The sequence below is a fragment of the Cupriavidus nantongensis genome (assembly GCF_041726985.1).
Lineage (GTDB): Bacteria > Pseudomonadota > Gammaproteobacteria > Burkholderiales > Burkholderiaceae > Cupriavidus > Cupriavidus nantongensis_A.
This window is the reverse complement of record NZ_CP168303.1, coordinates 728,047-743,980: the sequence shown is the minus strand read 5'-3', so window position 1 is coordinate 743,980 and position 15,934 is coordinate 728,047. Positions and strand designations below refer to the sequence as shown.

Sequence of the window (15,934 nt, the reverse complement as noted above, 5' to 3'; positions counted from 1 at the left end):
CCTGTGCATAAACCGGCACTCCAGCGCCAAGTCAACCGGGCCCGGCGCTCAGTCCGGCACCTTCTCCAGATCCGCCAGCCACACCACCGACTCCGAATCACTGGGCGCGCGCCAGTCGCCGCGCGGCGACAGAGAGCCACCCGAGCCGACCTTGGGCGCATTTGGCACGCACGAGCGCTTGAACTGGCTGGTGCGGAAGAAGCGGTCCAGGAAGATCGCCAGGTTGCGCTTGATGTCGGGCAGGCCGTACTGCTTGCGCACCACATGCGGGCCGTTGGGCCAGATGCCGCGCTCGCGGTCGCCCCAGGCATGCTGCGCCAGGAAGGCAATCTTCGACGGGGCAAAGCCGAAGCGCAGCGTGTAGTAGAGGTTGAAGTCCTGCAGCTCGTACGGGCCGATGGTGCTTTCGGTCTTCTGCTCGGGGCCGTGGTTGCTGTCGCCGGGAATCAGCTCCGGGCTGATGTCGGTATCGAGCACCGCCAGCAGCACGTCGGAGCCACCCTCGCCCACCTGCCCGGTCTCGGCGACCCAGCGCACCAGGTGCGAGATCAGCGTCTTGGGCACGCTGGCGTTGACGTTGTAGTGCGACATGTGGTCGCCCACGCCATAGGTGCACCAGCCCAGCGCCAGCTCGCTCAGGTCGCCGGTGCCGATCACGATGGCATGGTTGTAGTTGGCCAGCCGGAACAGGTGGTTGGTGCGCTCGCCCGCCTGCACGTTCTCGAAGGTCACGTCGTAGACCTTTTCACCGGCGGCATAGGGGTGGCCCAGGTCCTTCAGCATAGCCAGGCACGACGGCCGGATATCGATCTCGGTCGCGCTGCAGCCCACCACCTGCATCAGCTGGCGCGCCTGCTGCAGCGTGCGGCCGCTGGTGGCAAAGCCCGGCATGGTGTAGGCAAGGATATTGGCGCGCGGCAGGCCCAGCCGGTCCATCGCCTTGGCGCACACCAGCAGCGCGTGGGTGGAATCCAGCCCCCCCGAGACGCCGATCACGACCTTGCTGATCTTGCTCGCCGACAGCCGCTGCACCAGCGCCTGCACCTGGATGTTGTAGACCTCCATGCAGCGTTCGTCGCGCTGACGCGGATCGGCCGGCACGTAAGGGAAGCGCGCCACGTTGCGCTCCAGCGGCAGCGACTTCTCCAGCGTCAGGTCGAGCGGGAAGCGGACCACGCGGAACTGGTCCACCTCGGCCTTGTGCCGCCGCACCGAGTGGCCGAAGGTGACCTGGTGCATGCGCTCTCGCGACAGCCGCTCGACGTCGATATCGGCGAACAGCAGGTGCGAGGTGTCGGCAAAGCGCTCGGACTCGGCCAGCAGCTCGCCGTTCTCGCAGATCAGCGCCTGGCCGTCCCAGGCCAGGTCGGTGGACGACTCGCCCTTGCCGGCCGAGGTGTACAGGTAGGCCGCCAGGCAGCGCGCCGACTGCTGGGACACCAGCTGGTGCCGGTAGCCCGACTTGCCCACCACGATATTCGATGCCGACAGGTTGACCAGCACGGTGGCCCCGGCCAGCGCCGCGAACGACGACGGCGGAATCGGCACCCATACGTCCTCGCAGATTTCGGCGTGGAAGCGGAAGTCGGGGATGTCTTCGAGCTCGAACAGCAGGCCGGCGCCGAACGGCACCTGCTGGCCCAGCAGTTCGATCGAATCGACCGCGGCGTTGTCGGCGGCGCTGAACTGCCGCGCCTCATAGAACTCCCAGTAGTTGGGCAGGTAGGTCTTGGGCACCACGCCCTGGATGCGCCCTCGCGCCACCACCACGGCGCAGTTGAAGAGCTGATGCTCGACCCGCAGCGGCATGCCCACCACCAGTGCCGCCGGCAGCTTGCGCGAGGCCTCGACGATGGTGGCCAGCGCCGCCTGGCAGGCATCCAGCAGCGCGCGCTGGTGGAACAGGTCGTCGCAGGTGTAGGCCGACAGCCCCAGCTCCGGGAACGCGACCAGCACGGCGCCGCGCTGCGCCGCCTGCGTCGCCAGGGCAATGGTCTCGTTGGCGTTGAAGGCCGGGTCGGCCACGCGGCAGACCGGCACGCCCACCGCGACGCGCGCAAAGCCATGCGAATACAGGTTGAAAAACAGGTTTTTCATATCGGGCCTTGGTGTTGGGAGTCGTGCGGTGGGCCGTTGGACCAGCCGCAAGCGTGCGGGTCGCCCGCGGCATCCGTGGATGCCTGCGAAAGCACTATTGACCAGGATGCTCCATTTTACGACGCCAACTCCGGCGCGGGGTTTCCGGTAGACTCGACCGGTCCACAGAGGGAACTGGTGCAATGCAGTCTGAACCATGCGTGCCCGGGCAGGGCCAGCCGGCACGGCAAACGCGCAGCGAAGCGGGCGACGCCGCCCCGCAATACCGTACGGAGATCGTCTCCGACCTGGGCCAGATCGATGCCGCCGCCTGGGACGCCCTGGTGGCCCGCCACGCCGACGCCACGCCCTTCCTCAAGCACGCCTTCCTGCATGCGCTGCACGCCAGCGGCAGCGCATGCCCGGACACCGGATGGCATCCGCGCTACCTGACCCTATGGGCGCCGCCCTCGGCCGGCCGCCCGCAACGGCTCGCCGCCGCCATGCCGCTATACGCCAAGGCGCATTCCTATGGCGAGTATGTCTTCGATTGGGCCTGGGCCGACGCCTATGCGCGCAACGGCATCGAGTACTACCCCAAGTGGCTGGCGGCGATCCCGTTCACGCCGGTACGCGGCGCGCGGCTGCTGGCCGAAGACGCCGAGGCGCGCCGGCTGCTGCTGCAGGTGGCGCTGGCGCTCGCCGCCGACAGCCAGATGTCGTCGCTGCACATCCTGTTTCCGGACGAGGCCGAGGCCGCGCTGATGGCGCAGGCCGGCATGCTGATGCGGCACGGCGTGCAGTTCCACTGGACCAATGACGGCTACGGCAGCTTCGACGACTTCCTCGCCACGCTGTCGCAGAAGAAGCGCAAGAACATCCGCGCCGAGCGCCGTCAGGTGGCGCAGGCCGGCATCACCTTCCGCCGCCTGCGCGGTGCCGAGATCGACGACGAGGCGTGGAAGTTCTTCAACCGCTGCTATCGCCAGACCTACCGCGAGCACCATTCCACGCCCTACCTGAACCTGGACTTCTTCCGCCGCATCGGCGCCGCCATGCCGCAGCACCTGCTGCTGGTGATCGCCGAGCGCGCGGGCCAGCCCATCGCCAGCTCGCTGCTGGTCTACGACGCGGCGCCGGAAGTCAGCACGCTCTACGGGCGCTACTGGGGCGCGCTGGAATACCACCCCTGCCTGCATTTCGAGACCGCGTACTACCAGCCGCTCGAGTTCTGCATCGAGCATGGCATCGGCACCTTCGAGGGCGGCGCGCAGGGCGAGCACAAGATGGCGCGCGGCTTCCTGCCGGTGGCCACGCGCTCTGCCCACTGGCTCGCGCACCCGGCCTTCGCCGATGCCGTCGAGCGCTTCCTGGCGCGCGAGCGCCAGGGCATCGACGCCTACCTGGACGAGCTGGGCGAACGCAACCCGTTCGCGCGCGCCTGACGCCTGCGTCGCTCAGCGCCACATGCGCCGCAGCGTGTCGTCGCCCAGCATGTAGTGATGAAACAGCGATGCCATCGCGTGCAGGCCGATGACCAGGTAGAACGCGGTGCCCAGGGTTTCGTGGAGGTCCTTGACGCTGTCCTTCAGCGCCGGATCGGGTGCGACCAGTGCCGGCACTTCGATGCCCAGTGCCGGCAGCGCCAGCAGATGGCCGCCGGCATTCATCGCCAGCAGGCCCAGCAACGGCTGGGCCAGGATGAACAGGTACAGCACCCAGTGCATGGCCGCGCCGGCCAGCTGCATCCAGCGCGCGCCCGGCTCTGGCGCGGGCGCGCCGCGCAGCAGGCGCCACAGCAGGCGCGGCAGGGCCAGCACCAGCACCAGCGCGCCGGCCCATTCATGCACCGCCATGGCCAGCGCGCGCGGCGGCGTGCCCCTGGCGAAGCTGCCCTTCAGCTCGATCGCGGCATAGGCCAGCGCCACCAGCACGAACACCGCCCAATGGAAGGACACCGCCAGCCGGTCATAGCGGCGCGACGACGGCAGGGTGTGCGGCGATGCCTGGATTTCGGTCACGGGTTGCATGGGGACTCCTGTTGTCAGTACCCGCCCAGCGTAGCGCACGCCACCTGGCCGGGTGCTAACGCGCATCAAGCACACGGCAATAAAAAACCCCGCCTAAGCGGGGCTGCAGGGTGCTTGTTCAGCGAGCGTTCAGCTTACTTCTTGTAGTTGGCGACGCCGTCGGTGATTTCCTTGTGGGCTTCCTCGATGCCGGCCCAGCCTTCGACCTTGACCCACTTGCCGGCTTCCAGTGCCTTGTAGTGCTCAAAGAAGTGCTTGATCTGGTCCAGCAGGTTTTGCGGCACGTCGGACAGGCCCTTCATGTAGGCGGTGGCCGGCGACAGCTTGTCGACCGGCACAGCGACCAGCTTGGCGTCGACGCCGGACTCGTCGGTCATCTTCAGCATGCCGAGTGCGCGGCAGCGCACCACGGCGCCGGCGAGGATCGGGAACGGCGACAGCACCAGCACGTCGACCGGGTCGCCATCGCCCGACAGCGTCTGCGGGATGTAGCCGTAGTTGGCCGGATAGCGCATGCCGGTGCCGATGAAGCGGTCGACGAACAGCAGGCCGGTTTCCTTGTCGGCCTCGTACTTCACCGGATCGCTCTGGGCCGAGATCTCGATGATGACGTTGAAATCGTTGGGGATGTCCTTGCCCGGGGATACGAGGTTGAAGCTCATGCGGTTCTCCAGATGCCTGCGCTGTGTTGTCGGATGGCGGGCATTATAGCGGCTCGCGCCTGACCGGTTGCTGACAAGCCGCCGCCCGTCGTGGCTTCCCCAGCCCGCTGCAACGCGTTGCAGCGACGCCGGCGTCGGCGATAATGGCGCATTCTTCAGCCGACACTGAATAGCCGCAGCCCCTGCTGCCCCCAATGCTGCCCCGGAGCCAACCATGCACGCCCAGCACTTCGTCGCCAACCGCCTGATCGCGCCCGACAACGGCCTGCGCATCAAGGTCTTCGATCCGTCCAACGGCGAGCCCTTCGCCGAGATTGCGCGCGGCAACGCCACCGATATCAACGTCGCCGTCCATGCGGCACGCCAGGCCGCCGACGGCGCCTGGGGCCAGATGGCCCCGGCCGAGCGGGTGCGCCTGCTCAACCGCGTCGCCGTGGCGCTGATCGCCCACGAGGAAGAACTGGCCGCGCTCGAGGCCCGCGACACCGGCAAGCCGCTGCGCCAGGCGCGCGCCGACGCCCGCGCGGTGGCGCGCTACTTCGAGTTCTACGCCGGCGCGGTCGACAAGCTGCACGGCCAGACCATTCCCTACAACCCCGGCTACACCGTGCTGACGGTGCGCGAGCCGCACGGCGTGACCGGCCACATCATCCCGTGGAACTACCCGCTGCAGATCTTCGGGCGCAGCGTCGGCGCCGCGCTGGCCGCGGGCAACGCCTGCGTGGTCAAGCCGGCCGAGGATGCCTGCCTGTCGCTGCTGCGCGTGGCCGAGATTGCCGCCGAGGCCGGCCTGCCCGAAGGCGCGCTCAACCTCATCACCGGCTACGGCCACGAGGCCGGCGCCGCGCTGGCGCGCCATCCCGGCATCCACCACATCTCGTTCACCGGCTCGCCCCAGACCGGCAAGCTGGTGTCGCAACTGGCCGCCGAGAACCACGTGCCGGTGACGCTGGAGCTAGGCGGCAAGTCGCCGCAGATCGTGTTTGCCGATGCCGACCTCGATGCGCTGGTGCCGGTGGTGGTCAACGGCATCGTGCAGAACGCCGGCCAGACCTGCTCGGCCGGCAGCCGCCTGCTGGTGGAGCGACCGGTCTATGACCTGCTGCTGGACCGGCTGGCCTCGGTATTCGAATCGCTGCGTGTAGGCCCGTCCGAGCTTGACCTGGAATGCGGCCCGCTGATCAGCCGCAAGCAGCAGCAGCGCGTTTGGGACTTCGTCTCGGACGCCCAGCACGCCGGCGTGGCGGTGATGGCGCAGGGCCAGATCGTGGCCGAGGCGCCCGAGGCCGGCTACTACCAGGTGCCGATGCTGTTCCGCGACGTGCCGCCCGCGCACCGGCTGGCACAGGAGGAAGTGTTTGGCCCGCTGCTGGCAGCGATGCCGTTCGACACCGAGGCCGAAGCCATCGCGCTGGCCAACGGCACGCCCTACGGGCTGGTGGCCGGGGTCTGGACCCGCGACGGCGGGCGCCAGCTACGCCTGGCGCACAAGCTGCGCGCGGGCCAGGTCTTTATCAACAACTACGGCGCCGGCGGCGGCGTGGAGCTGCCCTTCGGCGGCAGCGGCCAGTCCGGCTATGGCCGCGAGAAAGGCTTCGAGGCCCTGTACGGATTCACCACCCTGAAAACCATCGCCATTCAACATGGGTAACATCAATTTCCTGTCGGTCGCCTTCGCCATCTTCTTTTTCTGGATGGCCTGGCATGTGCGGAACAAGCGCGCCACCAATCCTTCCGGCATGCCGCGGCTGCAGGTGTTCAAGCGCAAGTGGGGCGACGTGGTCGGCGACCGCGTGCACTGGTGCCTGTATGTCGCGCTGCCGTTCCTGCTGGCGCTGATGATGGTGGCGAATGCCCTGAGGGGGCGCGGGCCGTTTTCGCACTAGCCCCGCCCTGCACCGAACATCACCAAAACACTGAGGAGACAAGCCATGAGACTGGCCAACAAGGTAGCGATCGTCACCGGCGGCGGTTCCGGCTTCGGCGAAGGCATTGCCCATACCTTTGCGCGCGAAGGCGCCAACGTGGTGGTGGCCGACCTGCGCGAGGATGCCGCCGAGCGCGTCGCCGCGGCGATCCGCGACGCCGGCGGGCGCGCCCGCGCGGTGCGCGCCGATGTCTCGCGCGAAGCCGACACCGAGGCCATGCGCGAAGCCGCCCTTGCGGTCTTCGGCGACGTGCATATCGTGGTCAATAACGCCGGCACTACCCATCGCAACAAGCCCATCCTGGAAGTTACCGAAGACGAGTTCGACCGCGTCTACGCCGTCAACGTCAAGAGCATCTACTGGTCGGCGCGCGCGTTCGTCCCGCATTTCCGTCGGCGCGGCGGCGGCGTGTTCGTCAACATCGCTTCCACCGCCGGCATCCGGCCGCGTCCGGGGCTGGTCTGGTACAACGGCAGCAAGGGCGCGGTGATCACCGCCAGCAAGGCCATGGCCGCGGAGCTGGGCCCGGACAATATCCGCGTCAACTGCGTCAACCCGGTGATCGGCGCCACCGCGCTGCTCGAGGAATTCATGGGCATGCCCGACACGCCCGAGAACCGCGCAAAATTCCTCGCCACCATCCCGATGGGGCGCATGTCGACGCCGCAGGACGTGGCCAACGCCTGCCTGTACCTGGCCTCGGACGAAGCGGCCTTCATCACGGGCACCTGCATCGAAGTGGACGGCGGCCGCTGCGTCTGAATACGCGCGCTTTCGTCCTTCTGCTTGCCCAGTCGTACCGTAGCTGTAAGAACGCGTCACACAGAAACGCATTTCCTCAGGAGACAGCATGACAACGACCGCAGTGAACCCCGGCGTCAGCGACGCCGCCTTTGAAGACGCCACCTACCGCAAGGTCAGCTGGCGCCTGGTGCCCTTCCTGCTGCTGTGCTACGTGGTGGCCTACCTGGACCGCGTCAACGTGGGCTTCGCCAAGCTGCAGATGCTGAACGACCTGCAGTTCAGCGAGACGGTCTACGGCCTGGGCGCCGGCATCTTCTTCATCGGCTACTTCCTGTTCGAAGTGCCCAGCAACGTGATCCTGCACAAGGTCGGCGCACGGATCTGGATCGCGCGCATCATGATTACCTGGGGCGCGATCTCGGCGGCGATGATGTTCGTCACCACGCCGACCATGTTCTACGTGCTGCGCTTCCTGCTGGGCATTGCCGAGGCCGGCTTCTTCCCCGGCATCATCCTGTACCTGACCTACTGGTACCCGGCCAACCGCCGCGGGCGCACCACCACCTTCTTCATGACCGCGATCGCGCTGTCGGGCGTGATCGGCGGGCCGCTGTCGGGCTGGATCATGCAGTCGTTCAACGGCCACAACGGCTGGGCCGGCTGGCAGTGGATGTTCCTGCTGGAAGGCATTCCGTCGATCCTGGTGGGGCTGTGGGTGCTGGCCTACCTGGATGACCGCATCGCCCACGCCAAATGGCTGTCGGCCGAAGAGAAGGCGCTGCTGGAGCGCAATATCGCCAGCGAGGACGCGCACAAGGAAGACCCGCCGATCCGCACCGTCATGTCCAGCCCGCGCGTGTGGCTGATGAGCGCGATCTACTTCTGCTTCGTCATGGGCCTGTACGGCGTCAGCTTCTGGCTGCCGACCATCATCAAGCAGACCGGCGTCAAGGGCGCGCTCGATATCGGCCTGCTGACCGCCATCCCCTATGGCTGCGCGGTGGTCGGCATGGTGCTGGTGGCGTACAGCGCCGACCGCAGCGGCGAGCGCCGCTGGCATATCGCGGTGCCGGCGCTGGCGGGCGCGCTCGGGCTGCTGCTGTCGGTGCAATGGCACGGCGATACCACGCTGGCGATGGTGGCGCTGACGCTGGCGACGATCGGCATCCTGACCACGCTGCCGCTGTTCTGGAGCCTGCCCACGGCGTTCCTGGCCGGCACCGGCGCGGCCGCGGGCATTGCGCTGATCAACTCGCTCGGCAATCTCGCCGGCTTTCTCAGCCCGTATGCGGTGGGCTGGCTCAAGGACCTGACCCACAGCACCGATTCCGGCATGTACCTGCTGGCCGCGTGCCTGGTGGTCGGTGCCGCGCTGACGCTGTCGGTACCGAAGCGGCTGGTGAGCCGGAAGTGAAGTCGCGCGCGCGCCGCTTGCCGGCGCGAATGCGCCGTCGACTGACGCGGATGTAGGACCGCGCCCGGCAGTGTCGCCTGTTCCTTGGCCCTAGCATGGAAAAGAGACACCCGGAGTGATCCCGACGGGGTCCTCCGGGGCATCTGATTTTCAAGCTTGCCAAGGAGGCCACGATGCCGCAACTGCCCCCGTTTGCCCCTACCCGTACACTGAAGGTGGTCGAAGCGCGCCTGGCACGCCGCTCGCGCGTCAAGCGCCTGGTGCTCGCGCTAAGCGCCGGCGTGGTCGCGCTGCTGGCCCTGGTGCCAGCCGCCAGCCATGCGCAGGCACCCGTGGTCGATGCCAATCCCGCGCCGGCAACCCCGGCCGCACCAGCGACTGCTGCACCGGCCCCTGCGCCAGGCACCATGGTACCGACGCCGGGCGTCACCACGCCGCCCGCCACGACCGTGCCGCCGGCCGCCACCGTGCCGCCCTCCACCACAGTGCCGCCAGCGGCCACCATGCCGCCTGCCACGCAGCCCGCGCCCGGCATAACGGCGCCGGCCACTGCGGCGCCGCCGCCAACCGCTTCACCGCTACCCGCGCCCACCGGCACGCCACCAGCGGTGCCCGCGCCGCCGCCGGTGGCAGCCCCGTCGCAGCCCCAACCGCCCCTGACCGTGCCGCCCCCGCCGCCGCCGCGCGACGCGATGGTGCAGCGCCAGGCCGGCCCGGTGTCCTATATCTGCGGCGGCGTGGCCGAGGACGAGCAGGTCGCGCTGCAATCGCAGGCGCGCAAGTACAACATGAGCCTGCTGTTCACGCAGGGCGCGCGCGGCGAGTACCTGTCGGATGTCGACGTCAAGCTGATGCGCGGCGGCAGGGAAGTGGCGAGCTTTGTCGCCGACGGGCCGCGTTGCCTGTTGAAGGCGCCGTCGGGCACGTACAACGTGCGTGCGACGTACCAGGGGCGGACCAAGACCATGACGGTCAGCACCAACAGCAAGAATGCGCAGATGCGGTGGTAAGGCGTTGACGCACGGTTAGCGCGCTGAAGCACAGATGCGCTTTGCAAGACCGCTTGGGTACTCCCTCTCCCGCTTGCGGGAGAGGGTCGGGGTGAGGGCGGGAGTATCAACGAAGTGAAGGTGGTCGCTGTTGCTACCGCCTGCCCTCACCCCCGGCCCCTCTCCCGCGCGCGGGAGAGGGGAGCAAACCCTCACCCCGCCTGCCCATCCCCCAGCATCTGCGCCACCGATCCCGCCGTCCCCGCCGCCCGCTCACCCAGCAGCCGGTGCAGCGTCCCCAGCAGTTCATCCTCGTTATACGGCTTGCCCAGGTACACGTTGACGCCGATTTCCTCGGCGTAGCGGCGGTGCTTGTCGGCAGTGCGCGAGGTGATCATCACCAGGGGCAGGTGCGCGGTGCGCGCGTCGGAGCGTACGTTGCGGGTCAGGTCGAAGCCATCCATATGCGGCATCTCGATATCGACCAGCATCGCGTCCGGCATCACGTCCTGCAGCTGCTTCAGCGCGTCAACGCCGTCGCGCGCCAGCACCACGTGGTAGCCGGCGCGGCCCAGCAGGCGCTGGGTGGCCTTGCGCACGGTCAGCGAATCGTCGACCACCATCACGGTAGGCTGCGTCGCCAGCCCGGCCACCGGCTCCGCGGTGCCGTCGCGCGCCAGTTCCGCGACCGCGCCTGGTTGCGGCGCGACGGCCGGCTGCTGCGTCGATTGCGGCAGTGCCGGCGGATCGAGCGGCCGCGAGCGGCCGCGCTCGCGCACGAAGCGCTGCGCCAGCACCACCGGGTTATAGATCAGCACGATCTCGCCATCGCCGAGCGTGGTCGCGCCGGCGATGCCCTCCAGCCGCGCCAGGTGCGGGCCGATGTGCTTGACCACCACTTCGCGATTGCCGGCCACGTCGTCGACATGCACGGCGACGCGCTCGGCGCCGCTGCGCACCACCACCACCGGCGAGTACTTGCGCCCCGCGGGCGCGGCCTCGCCCTGTTCCAGCAGCGCGCCGAAGTAGAAGAACGGCACCTCGGCGCCGGCCACGGTAACACGCCCGTGGTTGTACGCGTCCAGCAGCGCCGGCGCGCGCAGTTGCTGCACCTGGTCGATCATGCCGCTGGGGACCGCATAGCGGCGCGCGCCCAGCGCGAACACCAGCACCTGCGTGATGGCCGTGGTCAGCGGCAGGTGCACGGTGAAGGTAGTGCCCTGCCCCGGCTGCGACGCCAGCGTGATGCGCCCGCCCAGCGCCACGGTCTCGGCCCGCACCACATCCATGCCCACGCCGCGGCCGGCCAGTTCGGACACCGCTTCCGCGGTGGAAAAGCCGGGGGTGAAGATCATCTCGGTCAGGCGTACCTCGCTGGCGTCGTCGTCCGGCGCCAGCAGCCGGCGCTCGACCGCGCGCGCGCGGATGCGCGCCAGGTCCAGCCCGCCGCCGTCGTCGATGAAATGCAGCACCACCTCGTTGCCTTCCTGCTGCACTTCCAGCGTCAGCGCGCCGGTGACGGGCTTGCCCGCGGCGCGGCGCTGCGCGGCGGGCTCGATGCCGTGCGCCACCGCGTTGCGGATCAGGTGCTCGATCGGGCCGGCCATGCGGTCCAGTACCGAGCGGTCGATCTCCACCGTGCCGCCCTTGATCAGCAGCCGCACTTCCTTGCCGGTCTCGGCCGCGGCCTGCCGCGCGACGCGGTAGAGCCGCTCGGCCAGCGCGTCGAACTGCACCATGCGCGCCTGCATCAGGCCGCGCTGCAGCCCGCGCGTCAGCCGTGCCTGCGCGGCCAGGTCGCCGGCGGCGCGGTCGAAGCCGCGCTGCAGGTTCTGCTCGACAGTGGCGACGTCGTTGACCGACTCGGCCATCATCCGCGTCAGTTCCTGGAAGCGCGTAAAGCGGTCGAACTCGAGCGGGTCGAATTCCTGCTTGTGCTGCGCGTCGGCAATGCGCGACGCCATCTGCGATTCGGCCTGGATCTCGATCTCGCGCAGCTGGCCGCGCAGGCGCGCGACGTTGTCGTTCAGTTCGCCCAGGTAGGCGCGCATCGCCTCGAGCTCGCTGTCCAGGCGCGCGCGCGTGGCGCCGACCTCGCCGGCCTCGTTGATGAGTGTGTCGAGCGCGCGAGCCTGCACGCGCACCAGGGCGCGCTGCGGCTCGGCCGATGCCAGGGGAGCCAGCGGAGCGGCCTGCGGCATCGGCACCATCACGTCGGACGGACCGGGCACCGCGGGCAATTCGGGCACAGACGCCGCTGCGGTGGAATCGCCGGACCCTTCGGCGGCTTCAGGCTGCGTCGTGGCGGCGTCGGCCGCCGGTTCCGGATCGGCCAGGCCGTTGACCACATCGGCATCGTCGGCCGGCAGCAGGCGGCCGGCCTGCAAGGCCTCGGCATGCGCCAGGATGCGGTCGTACCAGGCGTAGAGCCGCTCGAACACCTTTGGCGCAACCGGCTGCTGGCCCTGCCCGCGCAGCGTGCTGTCAAGCAGCGTCTCCATCTCGTGCGCGGCCTGTCCCAGCGCCATCGCGCCGGCCATGCGCGCGCTGCCCTTGAGCGTATGCAGCGCGCGCAGCACCAGCCCGCCATGGCGCGCGTCGTCGGGCGCGGCTTCCCAGCCGCGCAACAGCTTGCCCAGCTCGGGCAGCGAGCCCTGCGCCTCTTCCAGGAAGATCTGCACCAGCGCCGGATCCGGTGCGGTAGCGGCGTCGGCGACGGGCGCCTCGGGCGCGCGCGGCGCCGTCGGCAGCGCGATCACCACCGCGTCATGGGCAGTGACAGGCGGCACGTCGGGTGCCGACTGTGCCGCGGCCGGCAGCCGGCCGAATACTTGCGCCATTGCGTCATCGGCCCCGGCCGGCGGCGGCGCGGGCAGCGCCACGCGCGGGCGCAGCAGCGCGCGCTCGCCGAACTCGACCAGGCTGCGGCGCAACGCGGCATCGGCCTGCGGCCAGATGCCGGCGGCAAACTGGTGCAGCATGCCGCGCATGCGCTCGGCGGCCTGCTCCAGCAAGCGGAAATCGCCCGCATGCATCGCCACCGGATGCGAGCCCAGCTGCAGCAGCAACGCTTCCAGCGCCTCGGCAATCTCGCGCACCGGCTCCAGGCCCACGGTCGACGCGCTGCCCTGCAGCGTGTGGGCGACGCGCAGTGCCAGCTCGCTCGGGCATGGATGGGCCTCATGCCGCCATTCGGAGATATCGGTGGCGAACTGACGCAGCAGGCCATCGGCCTCCTGCAGGTAGACGTTGTATAGCGCCAGGCCGATGCGCACCGGACCGATGACCTTGTAGTGATCGTCCTCGTCCGACAGGCCACCGGCCAGGCGGAACGGGATCACGTTGTCGTCGGGCGTGCCGGCGTCCGCGGTTGCGGCTGCCTCCGGATGCTCGTTCCGCGCATCATCCCCAGCCACCTCAGGCGCGGCCGGCTCGATCTCCGGCTCGATCTCCGGCCCAGTGCCGGCATCGCGCACCGTCTCGGCGGCTGCCACCAGCGGCGCGATGTCGTGCCATGCCGCGGCGTCGCCGTGCAGCCGCGCCACCCATGCCGACAGTTCGGCATGCGCGCGGCGCAGCAGCGCCAGCAGCGCCGGCGCCGGCTCGCGCGCCTCGGCCAGCCACAGGTTCATCACCTGCTCCACCGCCCATGCCGCCTCGCCGTAGCGATGCAGGCCGACCATGCGGCTGGAGCCCTTGAGCGTATGGAACGCGCGCCGCAGCCGGCTGAGTGTGTCGGCATCGCGCAGTGCCTCGACGCCGGCGCCAAGGTCACCGGCGATGCCGCCCAGCACCTCGTCGGCCTCGTTCAGGAAGATGTCCAGCAGCTCGGCATCGATGGCGGCGTGGTCGCCGGCCGCGGGCATGGACGGCGTGGACGGCATGGCGGAGCCGGCCGGCACCGGCGCGGGCTCCGCCGGGATCGCGGCGAGCGCCATCACCAGGCGCGCGCCGGCGTCGTCGCTGCCGGCAAGCCAGGCGTTGCACTGCGTGACGGCATCGGCGGCCTGGCGGCGCAGCGCGGCATCGTCGTCGATCTCGGCCTGGTCGGCCAGCGCCTGCAGCGCCGCACGCAGCCGCTGCACCGCCGGCGCGTCGGCAACGGCGCCGGCACGCAGCGCTTCGTCGACGGCGGCGCGCGCCGCGTCGAGCGGATCCTGCGGCGCGTGCGCGTCACCCGCGGCCGCAACCTCCGGCAATGCCTCGGCGTGGCGGGCACGGCCGAATTCGAGCGCATCGGCGAACGCATGGACCGCGCCCAGTTCCGCGGCCACCGTGCGCAGCAGCGCCGCGCGCGCGCCGGCGTCGGCAAGCTCGCCCTCATCGGCAAGCATTGTCTTGACGGCCTCCACTGCAGCGCTGGCCTGCGCGGCATCACCCGCCAGCACGCCCGGCAGCGCCGGCGACGCCTGCAGCTGCGCCAGCGTGCCCGCCAGCGCGGCGAAGGCCTGGCGTGCGTCGCGCAGGTGCGCGGCGCCGTCGGGACGCGCCGCATTGCGGTCATAGCTGTCGAGCCAGGATTCGCCACTGTCCAGTTGCGCGCGCAGTTGCGCCACGGCTTCGCTGCGCTGCGCCTGGGCCCGCGCCTCGTTCACCATGCGCGCCAGCCAGGCCGGCGCGGCGGCGGCAGGGTCCGCCAGGCAGGCGGCCAGCGCGCCGCACTGCGCGGCAAAGTGCGCCGCGGCCGGATGGGCGGATTGTCCGTGCACGCGCCACGGCAGCGCCAGCGCGCGCGACAGGAACAGCGCGATGCCGGCGGCGCCGAGCGCGTCGCCCGCATCGCCCGCATCGCGCTCGCGCCCCGGCATCGCGGCCTGCGCCAGGCAACGCTGCAGCGCCGGCTGCGCCAGCGGCTGCGCGGCCTCGGCCAGTGCGGCCAGCGCGATCTCCCACGCGGCCTGGTCGGCGGCGGCGGCGCGTTCCAGCCCGGCCGCGGCCTGCTGCAGGTTGCGCGTGTCGATCGGGTCGAGCCAGCCGTAGTAGCGCAGCCGGAAATCGGCATGGGCCTGCGCGTGGGCGGCATCGAGGCGGAACGCCGCCAGCGTGCGCGCGATGTCGGCGCGCAGCGCCACCGCGTCGTTGTCGCTATCCTCGCGGCCCTCGGCCAGTCCGGTGCAGACCAGCAGGAACACCGCGTCGTTCAGCAGCGCCTGCGGCACGCGCACATGGCCCTGCTGGTACTGTCGCAGCAGCAGGTTGGCGCGGCCGGCAAAGCGCTTGGCCAGCAGGTCCGATGGCAGCAGGCCCAGCGCCAGCGCGCGGCACACCAGCCCGAGCACGTGCCAGACGCCGCGGTCGGGATGGTCGGCGGCGCGGCGCGCTTCCTGCTCGTTGGCACGCAGTGCATCCAGCGCTGCGTGCAGCGGCAGCCAGGCTTCGCGCAGCAGCGCCGCGTCAGCGCATGGCGTGGGCAGGCGCAGCGCCTTGAGCAAGGCCGATTCAAACTGCTGGCGCGCGCGCGTGACCGCGGCCGGCCCCTGCGCGGGCAGCAGCATGCCAGGCAGCATCTGCAGCTCGTCGAGCCACAGATCGGCGGGATGCACGCGTTCCTCGCCCAGCCTGGCAAGCACGGCCGCATAGGGCTGGAACAGGCGCAGCGGGGCCTCTTCGTCGCCGGCCATCAGGTCGTCGACATATTCGGCCAGCGCCTGCACGCCGGCGCGGAATACCGCCAGCGCCTCGGGGCCGGCGGCAACGGTGCCGGCATCGAGGGCGTCGAGCAGCCGGCGCAGCGCCTGGCAATACGGATCGGTTCCGCGCAGCCCGACGATATGCACCGCTCCGGCAGCCTGGTGCAGGTGCTGGCCGGCCAGGCGCAGCGAGGTGGTATCGCGCGCGCCCAGCGCCTCGGGCGCCTGGCGCACTTCATCGACATAGTGGCCCAACTCCGCGGCGGCGTCTTCGAGCGCGCTGCGCAGGCTGGGCGCCAGCCACGCCAGGCCGGACAGGTCACGCGCGGCGCCGCCGTCGGGCGATGGCTGCGCGCTGGCCGGCAACGGGGCGGGTTCGGGTTCAGGCATGGCGTCGGGGCCTGCCGGCATGCCGGCTGCGGCCGCGTCGCGCGGGATCGGGGAATTCAGGGACATGACGG

9 protein-coding genes and 1 pseudogene are annotated in these 15,934 nt (G+C 70.2%); 6 read left to right on the top strand and 4 right to left on the bottom strand.

The window, feature by feature from the left end; translation table 11 throughout:
• Positions 1 to 48: 48 nt before the first annotated feature.
• Positions 49 to 2,097, bottom strand: a complete 2,049-nt coding sequence (locus ACEI37_RS14480) for an NAD(+) synthase (protein WP_373379475.1) — start codon at positions 2,095 to 2,097, stop codon at positions 49 to 51.
• A 182-nt stretch (positions 2,098 to 2,279) separates the two neighbouring features.
• Here ACEI37_RS14480 and ACEI37_RS14475 point away from each other — a divergent pair, with 182 nt between their 5' ends.
• Positions 2,280 to 3,521, top strand: a complete 1,242-nt coding sequence (locus ACEI37_RS14475; protein ID WP_373379474.1) for a GNAT family N-acetyltransferase — start codon at positions 2,280 to 2,282, stop codon at positions 3,519 to 3,521.
• Between the two features lie 12 nt (positions 3,522 to 3,533).
• Here ACEI37_RS14475 and ACEI37_RS14470 read toward each other — a convergent pair whose 3' ends face one another.
• Positions 3,534 to 4,106 carry a cytochrome b gene (locus ACEI37_RS14470; protein ID WP_373379473.1) on the bottom strand — a complete coding sequence of 191 codons (573 nt, stop codon included), beginning with the start codon at positions 4,104 to 4,106 and terminating at the stop codon, positions 3,534 to 3,536.
• Positions 4,107 to 4,240: 134 nt separating this feature from the next.
• Entirely contained in the window at positions 4,241 to 4,768 is a 528-nt protein-coding gene (ppa, locus tag ACEI37_RS14465) for an inorganic diphosphatase (protein ID WP_012352043.1), read from the bottom strand.
• Between the two features lie 214 nt (positions 4,769 to 4,982).
• Here ppa and ACEI37_RS14460 point away from each other — a divergent pair, with 214 nt between their 5' ends.
• From ACEI37_RS14460 to ACEI37_RS14440, 5 genes and pseudogenes are all read left to right on the top strand, one after another.
• Complete coding sequence (locus ACEI37_RS14460; protein ID WP_373379472.1) at positions 4,983 to 6,419, top strand: aldehyde dehydrogenase family protein; 1,437 nt, start codon at positions 4,983 to 4,985, stop codon at positions 6,417 to 6,419.
• Positions 6,412 to 6,654 carry a hypothetical protein gene (locus ACEI37_RS14455; RefSeq protein WP_010813008.1) on the top strand — a complete coding sequence of 81 codons (243 nt, stop codon included), beginning with the start codon at positions 6,412 to 6,414 and terminating at the stop codon, positions 6,652 to 6,654. The genes ACEI37_RS14460 and ACEI37_RS14455 overlap by 8 nt, the downstream gene beginning before the upstream one ends.
• Before the next feature lie 45 nt (positions 6,655 to 6,699).
• Complete coding sequence (locus ACEI37_RS14450; protein WP_373379471.1) at positions 6,700 to 7,458, top strand: SDR family oxidoreductase; 759 nt, start codon at positions 6,700 to 6,702, stop codon at positions 7,456 to 7,458.
• An 88-nt stretch (positions 7,459 to 7,546) separates the two neighbouring features.
• Positions 7,547 to 8,854, top strand: a complete 1,308-nt coding sequence (locus ACEI37_RS14445; RefSeq protein ID WP_373379470.1) for an MFS transporter — start codon at positions 7,547 to 7,549, stop codon at positions 8,852 to 8,854.
• Positions 8,855 to 9,540: 686 nt separating this feature from the next.
• A pseudogene (locus ACEI37_RS14440) lies at positions 9,541 to 9,864 on the top strand (hypothetical protein); the annotation flags it as partial.
• Between the two features lie 191 nt (positions 9,865 to 10,055).
• Here the strand turns inward: ACEI37_RS14440 and ACEI37_RS14435 are convergent.
• Positions 10,056 to 15,929: an Hpt domain-containing protein gene (locus ACEI37_RS14435; protein ID WP_373379469.1), complete on the bottom strand. Its 5,874-nt coding sequence runs from the start codon at positions 15,927 to 15,929 to the stop codon at positions 10,056 to 10,058.
• Positions 15,930 to 15,934 lie beyond the last annotated feature (5 nt).

Bases quoted from the DNA above. Each gene is read 5' to 3' on its own strand.
- ACEI37_RS14445 (WP_373379470.1), top strand. From the start codon at position 7,547: ATGACAACGACCGCAGTGAACCCCGGCGTCAGCGACGCCGCCTTTGAA.
- ACEI37_RS14480 (WP_373379475.1), bottom strand. From the start codon at position 2,097: ATGAAAAACCTGTTTTTCAACCTGTATTCGCATGGCTTTGCGCGCGTC.
- ppa (WP_012352043.1), bottom strand. From the start codon at position 4,768: ATGAGCTTCAACCTCGTATCCCCGGGCAAGGACATCCCCAACGATTTC.
- ACEI37_RS14460 (WP_373379472.1), top strand. From the start codon at position 4,983: ATGCACGCCCAGCACTTCGTCGCCAACCGCCTGATCGCGCCCGACAAC.
- ACEI37_RS14435 (WP_373379469.1), bottom strand. From the start codon at position 15,929: ATGTCCCTGAATTCCCCGATCCCGCGCGACGCGGCCGCAGCCGGCATG.
- ACEI37_RS14470 (WP_373379473.1), bottom strand. From the start codon at position 4,106: ATGCAACCCGTGACCGAAATCCAGGCATCGCCGCACACCCTGCCGTCG.
- ACEI37_RS14455 (WP_010813008.1), top strand. From the start codon at position 6,412: ATGGGTAACATCAATTTCCTGTCGGTCGCCTTCGCCATCTTCTTTTTC.
- ACEI37_RS14475 (WP_373379474.1), top strand. From the start codon at position 2,280: ATGCAGTCTGAACCATGCGTGCCCGGGCAGGGCCAGCCGGCACGGCAA.
- ACEI37_RS14450 (WP_373379471.1), top strand. From the start codon at position 6,700: ATGAGACTGGCCAACAAGGTAGCGATCGTCACCGGCGGCGGTTCCGGC.